14 protein-coding genes are annotated in these 16,340 nt (G+C 47.0%); 6 read left to right on the top strand and 8 right to left on the bottom strand.

Annotated features, from left to right (window positions below):
• Nucleotides 1–100 precede the first annotated feature (100 nt).
• Nucleotides 101–1,009, bottom strand: a complete 909-nt coding sequence (locus Q365_RS0106645) for a LysR family transcriptional regulator (protein WP_028022611.1) — start codon at nt 1,007–1,009, stop codon at nt 101–103.
• Nucleotides 1,010–1,668: 659 nt separating this feature from the next.
• Between Q365_RS0106645 and chrA the strand changes: the two genes are divergently transcribed.
• Nucleotides 1,669–2,820: a chromate efflux transporter gene (gene chrA, locus Q365_RS0106640; protein WP_028022610.1), complete on the top strand. Its 1,152-nt coding sequence runs from the start codon at nt 1,669–1,671 to the stop codon at nt 2,818–2,820.
• 376 nt (nt 2,821–3,196) lie between these two features.
• Here the strand turns inward: chrA and Q365_RS0106635 are convergent, their stop codons facing one another.
• From Q365_RS0106635 to Q365_RS0106605, 7 genes are all read right to left on the bottom strand, one after another.
• Nucleotides 3,197–4,225, bottom strand: a complete 1,029-nt coding sequence (locus Q365_RS0106635) for a Gfo/Idh/MocA family oxidoreductase (RefSeq protein WP_028022609.1) — start codon at nt 4,223–4,225, stop codon at nt 3,197–3,199.
• Nucleotides 4,226–4,547: 322 nt separating this feature from the next.
• Complete coding sequence (locus Q365_RS0106630) at nt 4,548–5,312, bottom strand: heme ABC transporter ATP-binding protein (protein ID WP_028022608.1); 765 nt, start codon at nt 5,310–5,312, stop codon at nt 4,548–4,550.
• Entirely contained in the window at nt 5,312–6,364 is a 1,053-nt protein-coding gene (locus Q365_RS0106625) for a FecCD family ABC transporter permease (protein WP_028022607.1), read from the bottom strand. Before Q365_RS0106625 ends, Q365_RS0106630 begins: the two co-directional genes overlap by 1 nt.
• Nucleotides 6,365–6,374: 10 nt before the next feature.
• The gene (locus Q365_RS0106620) at nt 6,375–7,244 is read right to left on the bottom strand and encodes a heme/hemin ABC transporter substrate-binding protein (RefSeq protein ID WP_028022606.1); all 870 of its coding nucleotides are present in this window, start codon (nt 7,242–7,244) and stop codon (nt 6,375–6,377) included.
• Nucleotides 7,241–7,657 carry an ExbD/TolR family protein gene (locus Q365_RS0106615; protein WP_028022605.1) on the bottom strand — a complete coding sequence of 139 codons (417 nt, stop codon included), beginning with the start codon at nt 7,655–7,657 and terminating at the stop codon, nt 7,241–7,243. Before Q365_RS0106615 ends, Q365_RS0106620 begins: the two co-directional genes overlap by 4 nt.
• On the bottom strand, nt 7,654–8,385 hold the full coding sequence (locus tag Q365_RS0106610) for a MotA/TolQ/ExbB proton channel family protein (protein WP_028022604.1): 732 nt from the start codon (nt 8,383–8,385) through the stop codon (nt 7,654–7,656). The genes Q365_RS0106615 and Q365_RS0106610 overlap by 4 nt, the downstream gene beginning before the upstream one ends.
• Nucleotides 8,386–8,387: 2 nt before the next feature.
• A complete protein-coding gene (locus Q365_RS0106605; protein ID WP_028022603.1) occupies nt 8,388–9,188 on the bottom strand; it encodes an energy transducer TonB in 801 nt (266 codons plus the stop codon).
• Nucleotides 9,189–9,354: 166 nt separating this feature from the next.
• On the opposite strand from Q365_RS0106605, the gene hutW reads away from it, so the two are divergent.
• The 5 genes from hutW to Q365_RS0106580 all read left to right on the top strand — a co-directional run bounded on the left by hutW (nt 9,355) and on the right by Q365_RS0106580 (nt 16,175).
• A complete protein-coding gene (gene hutW, locus Q365_RS25525; protein WP_081796175.1) occupies nt 9,355–10,797 on the top strand; it encodes a heme anaerobic degradation radical SAM methyltransferase ChuW/HutW in 1,443 nt (480 codons plus the stop codon).
• A gap of 96 nt (nt 10,798–10,893) precedes the next feature.
• Nucleotides 10,894–11,418 carry a heme utilization cystosolic carrier protein HutX gene (hutX, locus tag Q365_RS0106595; RefSeq protein WP_028022602.1) on the top strand — a complete coding sequence of 175 codons (525 nt, stop codon included), beginning with the start codon at nt 10,894–10,896 and terminating at the stop codon, nt 11,416–11,418.
• Nucleotides 11,415–11,945, top strand: coding sequence for a heme utilization protein HutZ (gene hutZ / locus Q365_RS0106590; protein WP_028022601.1), 531 nt, complete (start codon nt 11,415–11,417; stop codon nt 11,943–11,945). Before hutX ends, hutZ begins: the two co-directional genes overlap by 4 nt.
• Nucleotides 11,946–12,071: 126 nt before the next feature.
• Nucleotides 12,072–14,264, top strand: a complete 2,193-nt coding sequence (locus tag Q365_RS0106585; RefSeq protein ID WP_028022600.1) for a TonB-dependent hemoglobin/transferrin/lactoferrin family receptor — start codon at nt 12,072–12,074, stop codon at nt 14,262–14,264.
• 111 nt (nt 14,265–14,375) lie between these two features.
• A complete protein-coding gene (locus tag Q365_RS0106580; RefSeq protein ID WP_028022599.1) occupies nt 14,376–16,175 on the top strand; it encodes an ABC transporter ATP-binding protein in 1,800 nt (599 codons plus the stop codon).
• The last annotated feature ends 165 nt before the right edge of the window (nt 16,176–16,340 follow it).

Genomic DNA, 16,340 nt, shown 5'->3' with positions numbered 1-16,340 from the left:
TTGTCTGTTCAGGTAAATGAAATAAGAAAAGGGAGTGACAGTGTCACTCCCTTTTTGCTGTATTCTCAAAAATTGTCGGCGTTCTAGTGACGGCCATTAACTATTTTTTGATATTGCCTATATCGATATTTTCAGAAAGAAAATCAACGAAGTGTCTGACTTTGGGCGCGAGAAACTCCCTTCTTGGATAAACCACATAAACGGGTAACTTCATTGTCGGTGTCCAGGTTGGCATGATCACTTTCAGCTGACCGCTTTCGATTTCATCACCAAGTAAGTACGTCGCGATATAGGCAATTCCGACGCCTGACTTTGCCGCTTCCAAAACGGCTGGAGCGTTATTGATGCGGTATGAGCCTCTTATTGTTACGGACTGCTCGCTACCATCTCGTTGAAATGGCCATTGGTCATAAGTGCGTTGAACGCTTTGGTAGGTAATGCAGTTATGTTCTCGCAGGTCAGCGGGATGCGTGGGCTCGCCATGCACATCAAGATAAGAAGGGGCGGCAACAATTTGAAACTGACAATCACCGAGCTTTCTCGCCACCATGCCTTCTGGTGGATGTTCATGAATCGCTAGCCAACAGTCAAACCCATCTTCAACAAGATTAGGACGATGATCGAAAAGATGTATTTCTAACTCAAGGGCAGGGTAAAGCTCTTGGAATGAAGAAAGAAGACGGGTGATCTGCATATTTCCAAACGATTGTGCGACGCCAATCTTTAACCGGCCAGATATTTCGTTGCGGTAGCCCGCGACCATTGCCTCTGCATCCTGCATGGTTTCAACAATTTGACGTCCAAAGGCTGCATATTGCTTACCAGCTTCCGTTAAAGACACTGATCGTGTATTACGCTGAACAAGCTGAACGCCGAGTCTTTCTTCCAGATATCGAATTTGCTTACTCACCTGAGACTTCGAAATACCCAAAAACTCTGCTGCACGAGTGAAGTGCTGTTCGTGTGCCACGGTAGCAAGAACAACCATTTGTTGAAGATGATCTAACATGCATAATTTCTTCATTGATGAGAAGAGGATAGCGTAACACAACTAACGTTTAATCTCAGAGTGACGTTGTCACAATTAAGATTGATTAAACTTATCCTCTCACTTTATATCTGTAAAAGCCCAAGGCACATCTCCGATTTTCTCAAACACTCCCCATTCGCTTTAGCAGTGGTGAAGTCTTGTTTTCTGACTTCAGTAAGACGTCAAACTTTGTACTTTTCGGGATTCACTGTTTCATGCTCGTCGCACCAATAGGGGGTTTCTCGGTTAGCGTACCTCGTTCTACGAAAACTCAATAAGTGATCATCACAGCGATAGGAGAGGACCTCAATACTGTTACAAGATCGTGTTTTGAAAGTAAATTACGTTATCATTCCAGTCAAAATTCAATTTCAAATATTGACTTAACTAACTGAATAAAATGAATATAAATCGATTTGTTTTGTGTGGGAAACAATGAATGTCGATGTTAGTGTGTGCTCACATACATATGTAACAAAGTGACGGATCTTAACGATCTTGGTAACATAAAAGAGGAAGATTGATAACGGCTATTACTTGCATATCGATTTAGTTAATAGTTTGGATTGATATGAATTGTTTCTATCAATGGGGGTTAATTCGGTAGAATTGAGCAAAATAATTGAGGTGTAATTGCAATGCTTGAAGTTTTCATTCGTTTTCTGGTTCTAGGCTGTATGAGTTTTGGGGGGCCTGTCGCGCATATCGGTTACTTTCAGCGCGAGTTTGTTGATAAGCGTAAATGGATTGAGGAAGAGAAGTTCACCATGGCTTTAAGCCTCTGTCAGTTTCTCCCAGGACCCGCGAGCAGCCAATTGGGTATGTTTATTGGTTACCACAGAGCGGGGTATTTGGGCGCGATTGCAGCGTTTATCGGTTTTACATTTCCCTCTTTCCTTCTATTGACGCTCGCTGCGATATACAGCGCAAAACTGGGTGATGCCACTTGGTTAACGATTTTGATCACTGCCGCCAAGCTTCTTGCCGTCGTGGTTGTGGCAGACGCCATTTGGACTATGGCCAAGAAATTCATTACCAATGCAGCGACACTTGCCGTCTGTGCGGGTTCTGCGGGTTGGATTCTTTGGCAAGCAGGCTTGCTGGCGCAGTTGATGCCTATTGTGATTGCAGGCGTGCTAGGTTGGATCTTTATTCGCAAGCCACAATCTCAAGAAACAAGTGTCAGTAAAGACCAAAGCCTGACGCAGACTTTTGTTCTATTCGGTGCATTTGTAGCCTTGCTGGTGTTGCCGACACTGACCAGTGCACCATTGATCAGTATGTTCAATCATTTTTATCAAGCGGGTAGCTTCGTATTTGGTGGAGGGCATGTAGTGCTTCCATTGCTACAACCATTGATCGGTGATGCTGTCTCTGGTGATGCGCTTGTAGAAGGTTACGCAGCGGCTCAGTTAGTCCCTGGTCCTATGTTCACCATCGCGAGTTACATTGGTGCGTCAATGGATGGTATTCACCCTGTTGTGGGTAGTGTCATTGCTACCGTCGCGATCTTTTTACCTGGCGCATTGCTTTTATTTGCAGCATTGCCTGTGTGGCAAAACGTTATGAACCACAACAAGTTTGCTGGTTCAGTCGTACTCATTAATGCCGCGGTCGTTGGTCTATTGGTTGCCGCGTTCTATCAACCAGTATGGATGTCTGCGGTTCATGGCGTTGCAGATATCATTGCAGTAGTGGTTGGGTTCGCTGTACTGCGTAAGTTCAATCTCAGTGTATTCTGGCTACTCGCTGGTATGTTGGCATATGTGGTTACGGGCAGCATGTTCTAATTGAAAAGAATGCAATCGATAAAACCTGCCTCGTGCAGGTTTTTTTGTTCCTAAATTTCTAGTGAGGCAGGGCATTGCGGGGCGACGCGTCACATCTAAGGTGCCATGACACAGGTTCTAGTATGGATACCTTTGCGCACTATAACTTTAAGTTGTTGCACAGTATTCTCTTCGTACGGCATGCGTTTACAACATATGTCAGTAAGAGAGGGCGTGAAAGCGTCAGCCGATAAGGATATTCGATTTGGTAGTCGTGCCTGAGGCATTGGTATCGATCGCGGGTATCGGGATTGCGAGGATTCGTTCAACCTCGTTCTGTATATCGCCCACTTACTTTGGATATTGAAAGTGGGCGATAATGACGTTGTCGCTGTTATCAGAATTGCCAGCGCTCAGTTTTTCCTGCTTCTGATGAATGTTGAGCCAGTTCGAGCGCGTAGATGACTTTAACAGCGTCATAGGTATCTACGGGGGTCGGAGTGCCGTTAAGAATCGCACTGGCTAATCTTGCGAATAGCTCTGAGTAGCAGCCGAATTCTAATTCAACATCTTTTTCAGTGACGTTGTCACCTATTTCAAGCTTACCTTGGTGCTGTTGACGGCCAAACTCAGAATAAGTCGCCGTGACACCGTCACGTAATTGTTGTTCTTGTACGTCTAAGCCTGAACAAGAGAACGTCGCCTTGTCACCTTGGATGACAAATCTTGCCCCTGTACCTGAGCGAAAAGGGCTAGAGCTTAGAATGACTTCTTTGTCCGAGTAGTGCAGGGTCATTCTAAAATAGTCAGTTGCTTGGGATTGGTCACGCATTGACTTGCAGCATGCAGTGATAGATTTAGGTTCGCCAAATAAGAACAGGGCTTGGTCCACAAGGTGAGAACCTAAGTCATATAGAATTCCTGCGCCTTCACCGGGTTGTTCACGCCAGCGCTGTCTCACCTCGGGACGAAAGCGATCAAAGTTAGATTCGAAAACACGAACGTTGCCCAGCTCTCCGGATTCAATGAGTTCTTTGGCGGTTAGAAAATCACCGTCCCAACGTCGGTTTTGATAAGGGCACAATACTTTGCCGCGATGGTTCGCGATACGAAGAAGATCCAGTCCTTGGCCGCTGTTTACCACGAACGGCTTTTCCAGCAACACGTGGCAGTCAGCTTCTAATGCTTGTTTCGCGAACTCATAGTGTGTGTGATTTGGGGTAGTGATAACAACGAGGTCAAGGTCAGCATCTCGAAGCATTTCTTCAATGTTTGAGTAATAACTTGCGTTTGGCAGCTTCTCTTCGACAAGCGTGCGATTTGAAGACACGACTGCGACTGGCTTAAAATCTGGCAGTACAGAGAGAAACGGCAGATGGAATGTTTGTGCCGAAAAGCCAAAGCCAACAATACCCGTACGAATCATTCTGTGATCCTTGTAGTTCGTTAATATTCATATACCCAAGCAACCTGAAGATGCAGGATTCAGCGAGCATCTTCAGGTTGCTTGGGTATAGACAAGTAAAGTCTAACCGAAATCGTGTTGCAACGATGCACTCAGCGTGCGCGAGTGGTTTTTCTAAAGCGTAGTCTCGTTAAGCGATGAAGTCGTTGCAAAAATGCGCCTAGCGATAACTAAAAACAACGCGTTAAGATACCACGATAGCTGTCCTAGGTGATTCATCGGCAATAAGACGACGCCCCAAATTATGAGGCGTCGGGTACAGCATAGTGATAGTTGAAAGGCATTACGCCAAGATGACAGGGTATTGATGTTGTGGGTGCGGCATGACGTCCACAGGCCAACCGTAGACAGACTCGATATTGGTAGCACTGAGCACTGACTCAGGCGTGCCATCAGCTTCAATTTTGCCGTTGTTTAGCATAATGATTCGGTCACCATACTGAGCGGCAAGATTTAGATCGTGGATCACGGCGATCACAGCCGATCCCTCGTTTGCCAAACGTTTAGCAAGCCGCAACGTTTTGTGCTGATGGCCAATGTCCAATGCGGAGGTAGGCTCGTCCAACATCAGTACGGTGTCTCTGTCTGCCTTTGATATCTGTGTTAAAACGCGTGCTAGGTGAACACGCTGTTTTTCGCCCCCTGAAAGGCTCGGATATAACCGTTCTGACAGGTGCAAGACATCAGTTTGTGTCATGTTGTAGCTGGCGATCTCTTGTATCTCTTGGTTAGAGGCGCTCAGCGCTAGACCACCGAGCTCCACAACCTCTCTGACCGTAAAACCAAACGTCAGGCTGCTCGATTGAGGAAGTATGCCGACGGATTGCGCCAACACTTCTGGTTTCCATTCTTTCGCCGGTTTCCCATAGAAGGAAAGCTCGCCATCACATTTCCATTCGCGACTAAGCAATTTGAGAAGGCTACTTTTACCTGTTCCATTGGGCCCCAGAATGATCGTGAGTTCGCTGGAGTTAAAACGCAGATTCACATTGTCTAAGAGAACCTTGTTACCCATTGTTAGCGACGCACCGCGGATATCGATACTCATTAAGCTAACCTTCCTCGTTGTTTCAGCAGTAAAGCAAGAAAGAATGGTGCGCCAATCGCCGCCGTTACGATACCAACGGGAATTTCCAGTGGGGCAACAATGGTGCGCGCGATCATGTCTGACACAAGCAAGATAAGGCCACCCAATACAAGCGAAACGGGTAGTAACGAGCGATGGTCTGGGCCAGTCAGCATGCGCGCGATATGCGGAACAACCAATCCAATGAAGCCAATCATGCCCGAGAGTGCAACGGTGACGCCAACACCTGCGGCGGTCAGTAAGATCAATTGACGTTTGAGTGACTGAACATCAATACCTAAGTGACGCGCTTCCGCTTCACCGAGAAGCAGTGCATTGAGCTTTTTTGCATTTCTTTGATAGAAAAATGCCAGTAAGAAAAGGGAAACATAAGCGAACGCAATGGAGTCCCATGAAGCGCCGGCCAAAGAGCCCATGGTCCACAGTGAAAGGTCACGAAGTGCTTGATCGTCTGCAAAGTAGTTAAGCAAGCCCATACCTGCTCCGGCGATTGCGCCAAGAGCAACACCCGCTAAAAGCATGATGGTGACAGATGTCCCGTTACTGTTCGTGCCCATATAGTAAATGGCAAACGTCGCTAGGGCACCGCCAAGAAACGCAAAAAGAGGAACGGTTCCGAGAGTAAGAAGGGCCGTGTGACCGATCATCCCGCCAAACAAAACAATCGCAATAGCCGCACCTAATGATGCACCGGCGGATACACCAATAATGCCAGGGTCAGCAAGAGGGTTTCTGAATAGCCCCTGCATAACAGCGCCACATATGGCAAGAATGCCGCCTACCGCGATAGCTAACAGCGTACGAGGTAACCTGACTTGCTGGATAATAACGCCCACATAATCGGGAAGGTCACTTTGAATTAATGCACTAGGTATTAGGGCTTTCAAGCTATCAGTGAAGCTGATGTCCATCGGGCCCAATGTAATGGAACTGACCATAGCAACGTAAAGCAGTGTGGATGCGATGAGCAGCATCCATTTCATAGGTACGCGACGCGTAATTAACTCGTTCATGGTGTTTAGTTTACTTCGCTGCGTGGTCGATATCGTCGTTGATGCGGGTATTCAGAGAGGTAGCAAGTTCTAGACTCGCCAACCCGAAACCACCAAGGATTGAATGGCCTTTGATTGGAATCACCTTATTGTTTTGAAATGCAGGCGTCGCTGCCAGCAAAGGTTGTTGTTTTAACATACCGTCCAAACCACCAATTTGGCTTAGCGTACGGTCTGATACCAGAATGTACTCTGGCTGCATCTTAACGATGGCTTCCGCGGAAAGCTGTTTGTAACTGGTGCTTTCTTTCGCTGCAGGGTTAACGCCACCTGCCAGCTCAATAACCGTGTTTACGGTCGTTTGAGCGCCAGCAACCGTCATTGGACGACCGTCAGAAAGCATCATGAAAAGCACGGAAGGGGCATTATCTGGTTGTTGCGTTTCCAATTTCGTCATTTGTGCTTGAACGTTGGCTTTGATGGTCTCTGCTTGAACCTTAGTGTTGGTTAGCTCAGCAATGGTATCAACACGCTCGTTGAAGGCGTCAACCGAATTGCCGGTAGGCAGAGTTTCAACGTTAACGCCAGCTTGTTTAAGCAGTTGAAGCGTGGTGTCTGGGCCCATATCAGGTGAACCAAGCAGATGGGTAGGGCTTAATGCCAACAGACCTTCTGCAGCAAGCTGTCGGTGGTACCCCAATACGGGAATATCTCTGTCATCAAGGTAGTGGCGGCTAGTTAGGTCAATAGCAACCACTTGCTCATCAGCACCGAGGGCAAACAGTAGTTCAGTGACGGTTGAACCTGCACTGATAATGCGCGTTTCATCAGCAACGGCGAAAGGACTTAGTAATAAAGACACGGTAAGAGAGAGTGCTTTAAATGATTTTTTAGTGTTCATTCTTCTTCCATCACAATGTTAGTGGCAGTAATTTGATTTTGTTGCATGAAGGCTAAAACTTTCAGCATGTCTTCTACGGCAGCGTCTTTGTCGGCAGCAATGACAACGGTCTTATTCGGGTTAGCGTTAATCGTTTCTAAAAGGGTTTCCGTAAACGAAGACCAATTATCGATTGGCTGTCCTTGAATCGCCCAAGCTGGAGAGTCTGCAAGAATATTGATGGCAATCATCTGCTGTTCTGGTGACGCCAATACCCCGGAGTCTTGCGTTTGGGGAATCGCAATTTCCATGCTCTTGAATTCGACATTTGCCGTGAGCAGAAGAAACACCATCACAATAAAAATGATATCCAGCAGCGGCGTAAGATCAGGCGTGAATGTGCTGATTTCGCTGTCTGAACGAGAACGGATCATGCCGCACCATCCTGCACGTTTGGACATGGCACAACAGGATTTGCACAAGGGGCGCATTGGGTGGTTTTCGCGCGACACATTTCACTTTCGTCGAAAGACACACCAGCAAGGTGCAAGTTGAAGTGGTTCAACACGTATTCGATCTTTGTCAGTGTGCGATCCGCCCAAAGCGTGAAGACTTGCGATGAAGCTATGGCGGGTAGGGCAATCAACAAGCCCGCGGCTGTGGTAGACATCGCAAGGCCTAAACCGTCTGCCAATTCAGCGGGAGAAATGCCGCCTTGTGTGGCTGATAAGCCTTTAAACATTTCAATCAGACCCAGTACCGTGCCCAGCAAACCGATGAGTGGGCTCAGAACGCCAATGATGTTGAGTAACTTAAGTCCTGACGTGAACTGGCGACGCTTCTTTTGTAGCCAGATACTTACTGCTTCTTCACGAAGCGTTTTTGTAAACTGGCGATGGCTGATCAACATACAAAGCCCTTGAGACAAGGTGCTTTTTTCATGCTGATGAATCTCGACGTAACGGTCGAGTTCTTCATCGTTAGTGAGCGATAGGGTATAGATCTGTTTTTGAAGGCTCTTACTGTGAGTCTTAGTATTTAAAGCCATGAACAGAAGGCGTTCGACGATCAACATAAGCGTGAGCGCTGAAAGCAGCGTTAAAGGCCAAGTCATGATGCCCAGTTGAGCGTGAATGGATGAGAAAAATTGTAGATCCAACATGATTAATCCAGATTAAAACGAACAGGAATTCTGACGCGGTGCGCAAGAGCCACACCATCTTGTTTGTAGCCGTTGAAGCGCCATTTTTTAACGGCGTCTAAGGCTGCGGTATCAAGCTCCTTGAAACCGGAACTCTTCAAAATATTTTGATCGGTTTGATTGCCTTCTTTATCCAACCAAACTTCAATTAAAACGTTGCCTTCCATACCTCTACGTTTAGCGATACGTGGATACTTAGGCTGGCTTGGACGCACCTTAAAAGCAGGGCGTTCAACGAGCACGGGTGCGCTGTCTTTGGCCTGATTCATTTGCGCATCCGCCACTTTGTCTTGTGGCTTGTTGTCTGCGTCTTCTTCAGGCTTTACTACCGGCTTTTTCTCAACCGGTTCTACTTCTGTTTTTTTCTTTTCAACAGCTTTTGGCTTCGGCACATCAACCTGCTTAGGCTTTTCTTTTTTAGGCTGAGGTGGCTCAACCTTCTTCGGTTTTGGGATCGGTTTTGGTAACGGTTTTTCGACCTTGGCTTCTACGATGGGTTTCTTTTCGGGAGGCAAGGGTTTAAGAGTCGGTTCGACCAAAGGTGGCTTCTCCTGAATCTCAGGAGCGGGCGGTTCTTTCTCTTCGACTTTCTCTTCTGGCTGTGCCTTTGGCGTCGCCGCGGCCACAAGTTGAATGGCTACACGATGACCCGTTTGGGCATCACTCATCGAAAATTCGGGTGTGGGTGGCTGTTGTGCATACAAAGCCAAACTGTGTAGTGCAACTGAAACGACACCACAAACAACGTACCGTCGAGCGTTCACACTTTTCTCCTACATCGTGAAAACGGCTGAAACTGAGTGCATTATGCATGAAATAAAAATGAGATCAATTATCAGTTGCATTATCGTTTGATATGCATAAGATAGAAAACGAATTGAAAACAGGCCGTTGTGTGGTGCTGTTGTCTGTAGAAGGTCGTTTCAGGCGATGAAGTTTGATTTACACAATGTAGAACTCGTGGGGCAACAAACCCCAGATCCATTACGTTTTGCATTCCAGCGCAAAAAAAGCCCACATGCTGGTGGCATGATGCACGCTGTTAAAGGGGAAGAAATCCAGACTTCTCTCGAAAAGGCACACGCCTTGAAACCGCAAAGTGCACTCGCACCGCGTTGTCTGTATATCCATATTCCTTTTTGCCGCGTTCGTTGCACTTACTGCAACTTTTTCCAATACGCGTCGAGCAAGTCTTTAATTGAAAGTTACGTTGAAGCCCTGCGTGAAGAGATCCGTTGGAAAGCATCTCAAATTTGGACGCAAGCCGCACCGTTCCAAGCGGTGTATATCGGTGGCGGAACGCCTACGGATTTGTCGGCAGACCAAATTCGTACCATCGTGTCTGATATTCGCAGCCAATTTCCGCTCACACCAGATTGCGAAATCACGCTAGAAGGCCGCATCAACCGATTTGGTCCTGAGAAGTTTGAAGCAGCGCTTGAGGGCGGTGTTAACCGTTTCTCATTTGGTGTTCAAAGCTTTAATACCGCCGTACGCAAGAGCGCAAAACGCTTTGATGAGCGCGAAGAAGTACTCAAAACCATTCAAAATTTGGTTTCCTACAACGCAGCGCCGATTGTTCTTGATCTGCTTTACGGCTTGCCTCATCAGACTCTGGATATTTGGCAGCAAGATCTTGAGGACTACCTAGAATCAGGTGCACATGGTGTGGACTTGTATCAGCTGATTGAGATGCAAGGTTTACCCATGGCGAAGATGGTTGAGCAGGGCAAACTGCCACATCCCGCTGACACACAAATGAAAGCGACCATGTTCGAAATGGGCGTGAAATTCATGGCCAAGCATCATCAAAAGCGTCTAAGTGTTAATCACTGGGCGTCTGATAATCGTGAACGCAGTATTTATAACTCACTGGCAAAAACCACTGCAGAAATTATGCCTTTAGGTGCAGGTGCAGGCGGTAACGTTAATGGTTGTCAGATGATGCAAACCCGAGATATGGACACTTATATCTCTGCGATAACCGATAAGCGTTACCCTGTCATGATGATGACAATGGCACCTGCTAATCGCGCTGTTTCTGCGGAAGTAAAATGTGGCTTCGATGCGGGTGTTCTAGCGCAGCACAAGCTGGATCGTGTTGCTGGCGCAGGGACCTTTGCGGCACTGACACCTTTGTTTGAAACCTGGGAGCGCAACGGCCTCGTCTATCTTGAAAGAAGCGGAAGCGATCTAGAAGGTCGTGGATATTTGACATTGACCGTTGCGGGGCAATTCTGGGGTGTGACATTGGCTCAAAACCTTATTGAGGTGCTTCAAGGGACATCAGGTCAAACACCGCCGATGCGTGAAGGGGGAATGCCCTCTGGAATGATGCCGAGCAAGAAAATGCCTGTATCAATGGCGTCCTAATACTGCGTTATCGCGCATGATGTTAAGTGCAAGATGCACTGAATAAAGAATTGAATAGTAAAGCGGCACACGCCGCTTCATAGGAGTAGTACCAAAATGCAACAAGCGATTATCGTCACGTCAGAGACCAAGCAACGCGTCGCTGACTACCTTTCTCAAGATGTTCACACTCCCGTCTCAAACATGGTGGAAAGCTTGAACCTGACGGAAGGCGAAATCACGCTGGCACTGCCTGAAGAAATGGTTGTGCGTGCTGATGGTGAGTTAGCTCAAAGCATTTTAGAAGTGATGCCTAGCTGGGGCAAAGTGACGACTATCGTTCACTCCGGCGGTTCGGTGTTTGAATTCAAAGCTGCGTTTCCTAAAGGAAAATTCGCCCACGGTTACTACAACCTAATGGGTCGTGAAGGTCAGTTACACGGTCACCTTCGTCTAGAGCTAGTTTCTGACATTGTGTTCGTGAGTAAGCCATTCCGTGGTACAGAAAGTCACTACATTGGTTTCTTCGACTGCACTGGTCACTGTGTATTTAAGATTTACTTGGGTCGAGACAAAAAGCGTCAACTATTCCCCGAGCAAATCGAACTGTTTAATGCCATGAAACAGGAGTTGGCAAAATGATTGATAAGGCAGAGCGTCTACAAAATCGCCTAGGTCCAGAAATTCAAGAGTTTCGTGATGCGCGTAAAACCCTTCAACTGGGTACCGTTGATAAAGACGGCAAGCCTCACACAAGTTATGCGCCATTCGCGTTTTCTGAGCAGGGTTACTACATCCTTGTCAGTGATTTGGCGACTCACGGTCAAAACTTGAAAGTGAGCAAAGCGGTTTCCATCATGATGATTGAAGACGAGAGCGAAGCGCGTTCTATTTTTGCTCGCCGTCGTTTGTCGTTTGATACCAATGCAGAGCTTATTGAGCGTGAATCAGCCGTATGGCAGCAGGGCATCGAAGTGATGCAAGCACGCCTAGGCGAGATGATCGACAACCTAAGTCAACTGGGTGATTTCCGTTTATACCGCCTTAACCCAGTTATCGGCCGTTACGTGAAAGGCTTCGGACAAGCGTTTGATGTAACAGGCGAAGATATGCTTTCTGTCGTGCACCTCAACGAAGGTCACGTTCAGAAAATGAAAGAGAAAATGTAATTTTCTCGATAAAGGCTCTGTGTCTTCAGAGCCTTCAAACACCAACGTAACCCATAAAAATAATAATTCTATCGTGCTGAATTCAGCGTGAGCGGCCTTTTATTGCCTAAAAAAAGAGTGAAGATCATGACAATCAAGAAGAACAAGCTGGCGCTTCTCGTGGGACTACTATGCGCCGGAAGTGCAGCCGCACAGGATGTGTACACTTTTGATGAAGTCGTTGTATCCGCAACACGTAGCGAGCAGAGCATCAGTGATGTTGCCGTTTCTGTCGATGTTGTCGACAGTAAGAATATTGAAGAAAACCTTGCCCAAGATTTGGAGCAGGCCGTTGCGAACGAACCCGGCGTCTCTATGCCAGGCACAGGACGTTTCGGTAACTCAGGATTTAATATCCGTGGTTTGGGCGAAAATTACGTAAAAACCATGGTTGATGGTGTTGAGCAGCCTGTCTCGTTCGACCCAGGCGCAGATGTTATGCGCAAATATAACAACAACGTTGAAACAGATACGTTGCAGCGTATCGAAATCAACAAAGGGCCATCTTCGAGCCTTTACGGTAGTGATGCGCTAGCAGGTGCTGTGATTATTCGCACCAAGAACCCAGAAGATCTGTTGGCACCGGAAGGTGATGACACATATGCCAGCGTTAAAACTGGTTACTACAGCGCTGACGAAAGCTATAAGGCTACCGCGACGATTGCCAACCGCACGGGCGACCTTGATACGTTGTTGATCTTTACGCATCGTGATGGCCATGAAACCCAAACGCACAGCAGCGGCGCGGACATTGAAGGCCGCGAGCGTGGCCAAGCCGATCCGTTTGATATCAACTCTGATAACCTTCTATTGAAAGCCTTTTATCAGATTAATGATGACCATCGCATCGGTTTGACCGGTGAAATTTTCAATCGTGAGGCCGATGGCCTGATCAGCTCGAATGAAGGTTATGAAATCATGCCGGGCTTTGTCTATACGCGAAACAGCGCGAATGACGAAGATAAGCGTAAACGCGTCACTTTCGAGCACGATTGGCAAGCTAATACCACTGCGTTTGACCGATTGAAGTGGCAAGTCACCGCACTGGAAAGTGAAAGTCTACACAACACGTTTGATGAAACCCCTGAGCCGCCAACATCGTTTGGTCACGGTTACCGCCAGCGAGTGCGTAATGGCGAAGACAAGAGCACGCAATTTGATGCTCAGTTCGACAAAGCCTTTGAGCTAGCAACGAGCTACCACGAGATCAGCTACGGCGTAAACTACATTACTAATGAATTCACGCTCGATTATCGTGACATGTATTTAGAAGGATCTAAGGCGGGTACACACGTCGACAAAGCGGGCGACGTACCGAATGCGGAGTCGGTGAAGTGGGGTATTTTTGTTCAAGACCAAGCTTTTCTTCTTGAAGAACGTTTAGTTCTGAACGCAGGCCTTCGTTATGACAGCTTCAAGGCTGAGCCGAAAGGCACTAGCGATTATGCCAACTCAGAAAGTGACGCTGTCACTGCTAAGTTAGGTGCAGTCTATCATTGGACAGAGCGTCTTAGCAGCTATGCCAATGTGAGCCAAGGCTTCAAATCACCGACGTTACAAGATCTGTACTACTTCTATGAAACCGATGCTGCCTATGGTGCGGTTTATGAAGCAAACCCAGACTTGAAACCAGAAGAGAGTGTTGGCTACGAAACGGGCCTACGTATTACTCAAGATTTCGGCCGATTTGATTTTGCAGTGTACTACAACGACTACAAGAACTTCATTGAAAGCACCAAGCTTGCTGACAACAATGGTGAAGGTAAGGAGTTGTGGTCAAAGCAAAACATCAGCAAAGCTGAAATCTATGGTGCAGAGCTGAAAGCACAACTGGCGTTGGATGTGCTCCTGAACGCACCAACAGGCACTTACTCAGATTTCAGTGTTGCGTACACCAAGGGTAAAGACAAAGAGAACGGTGAAGCACTGGATACCGTTTCTCCGCTATCTGCTTACTTCGCGTTGGGTTATGCCAATGTAGAAGGCACTTACGGTGGTAAAGTTGCGGTTAAAGCCGTTGCCGGTAAGTCTGATTCTGATTGGAGCAATGCAAACATCGATACTGATAACGTTTCCGCTCCGGGTTACGCTGTCACCGATATCACGGCTTACTACCGTCCTGTGACTGATTTGACCGTAAGAGCGGGTCTATTCAATGCATTCGATAAGAAGTATTGGGAATACACAAATCTGATTGGTGCAGAGTCTGATACTGAAGGACTTGATCGTCGTACTCAATCTGGACGTAATTGGGGTATAGAAGCCGAATACGTTTTCTAACGAAACACGAAGCGTAATACGATAAAACACCCCGGCATTGCTGGGGTGTTTTCGGTTACACTTATACCGAAACAACAAAATAATAACGAAAATGAAAAGTTTGGAGATACAGTGAGTAATGCAGTTTTAACAACGCTTTCAACGCGATGGTTAATCGATCAAGCAAAGCAGCACAAAAAGCAGCTGATATTTGCTAATTTTATTGCGGTATGCGCCACGCTGATCAGTGTGCCAATCCCGCTATTTATGCCTTTGATGGTCGATGAAGTACTGCTGAATAAGCCAGCTCACGGTGTTGAATTCTTCAATCACTTGCTGCCGGAATCGCTGCAGCAACCCGCAAGCTATATTGTCATGGTACTGCTGTTTGTCGTTGTCATGCGTATTGCAAGCCAAGCGCTGAACATATGGCAGAGCCGCCAATTTACCTTAGTGTCTAAATCGATTACCTGTTTTATTCGTCAGCAGCTTCTGGATAAACTCGGCCGTGTAAGCATGAAAGAGTTCGAAGAGCGCGGCAGTGGTGGTGTGAGCTCTCATCTTGTCACCGATATAGAAACCATTGACTCGTTTATTGGTAACAGTTTAAGCCGCTTTGTGGTTGGCGTACTGACAGTGTTTGGTACGGCAGTGATTCTATTGTGGCTTGATTGGGCGCTTGGCCTTTTCATTCTGCTCGTGAACCCATTGGTTATCTTCCTGTCGCGCAAAATGGGGCAGCGTGTAAAACACCTCAAGAAAGCCGAGAACCAATCATTTGAGCGTTTTCAGCAGCGTTTGGTGGAAACTCTCGACGGCATTTATCAACTTCGTGCGGCTAACCGTGAGCGCGCTTATCTCGATGTATTGAAGGGCGATGCCGAATCAATTCGCCATGACGCTGACAAATACGCATGGCAATCAGAAGCAGCGAGTCGCGTGTCGTTCTTGATGTTCCTGATCGGTTTTGAGTTATTTCGCGCCGCCGCAATGCTGATGGTGTTGTTTAGTGACTTAACCATCGGTCAGATCTTTGCGGTATTCGGTTACCTATGGTTCATGCTTGGCCCAATCCAAGAGTTGCTAGGGATTCAGTACGCGTGGTTTAGCGCATCAGCAGCAATGAAACGACTCAACGGTTTACTCGCTTTAGATGAAGAGCCGAAAAGTGTCTCTAAGCAAGACCCATTGGTTGAACTTGATACTTTTGGTGTCGAATGTCGCGACCTAACCTTTGGCTACAACAGCGAAAAAGCCGTGTTGAACGGGCTTTCTCTGACGATACCTGCTGGTAAGCGCGTTGCCCTGGTTGGTGCTTCTGGCGGCGGTAAGTCGACCTTGATTCAGCTGCTATTGGGCCTATACCGTAAAAATGATGGTGACATCATTATCAATGGTCAGAGTGTTGAAGACATAGGCTACGAGACACTTCGTCAGCATACTGCTGTTGTGTTACAGCAACCGATCATATTCAACGATACTCTGCGAGAAAACCTGACGTTAGGGCGAACCGATTTTTCCGATGAACAACTTTGGAAGTCACTGGAAATTGCCCAATTGAGCGATGTGGTTGAACGTTTGGATGACGGTCTTTCGTCTCAACTTGGTCGCCAAGGTCTGAAGTTGTCAGGAGGGCAGCGTCAACGCCTCGCCATCGCTCGTATGATTTTGACCAATCCTAAGTTTGTTATTCTGGACGAAGCGACTTCAGCATTGGATACCGCGACAGAAGCGGCACTGCATGACGCGTTGAACAACTTCTTGCAAGGTCGAACAACTCTGATTGTTGCACACCGTTTATCTGCGGTTAAACAAGCGGATCTGATTTACGTGCTTGAAGATGGCAAGGTCGCACAATGCGGTAATCACCAAGATCTTGTAAATGAAGATGGTGTTTATCAAACCTTATACGGCAACTTGCAAGTGGGCTAATACACCACTGTATATACATTGAATGACCCCGTGAAAACGGGGTTTTTTATGTCTATACAAATAGCAGTTTAAACAGACATTAATGATTCGTTAGATCACCAGTAGCAATGTTGTTTCAGACTGGTTCTTAAATCTAAAGTGGAAAGAGCGAGAGGTATGTTCCAC

The sequence above is a fragment of the Enterovibrio calviensis DSM 14347 genome, assembly GCF_000621165.1.
Taxonomy (GTDB): Bacteria; Pseudomonadota; Gammaproteobacteria; order Enterobacterales; family Vibrionaceae; genus Enterovibrio; species Enterovibrio calviensis.
This window is presented reverse-complemented; position numbering and strand designations above follow the sequence as displayed.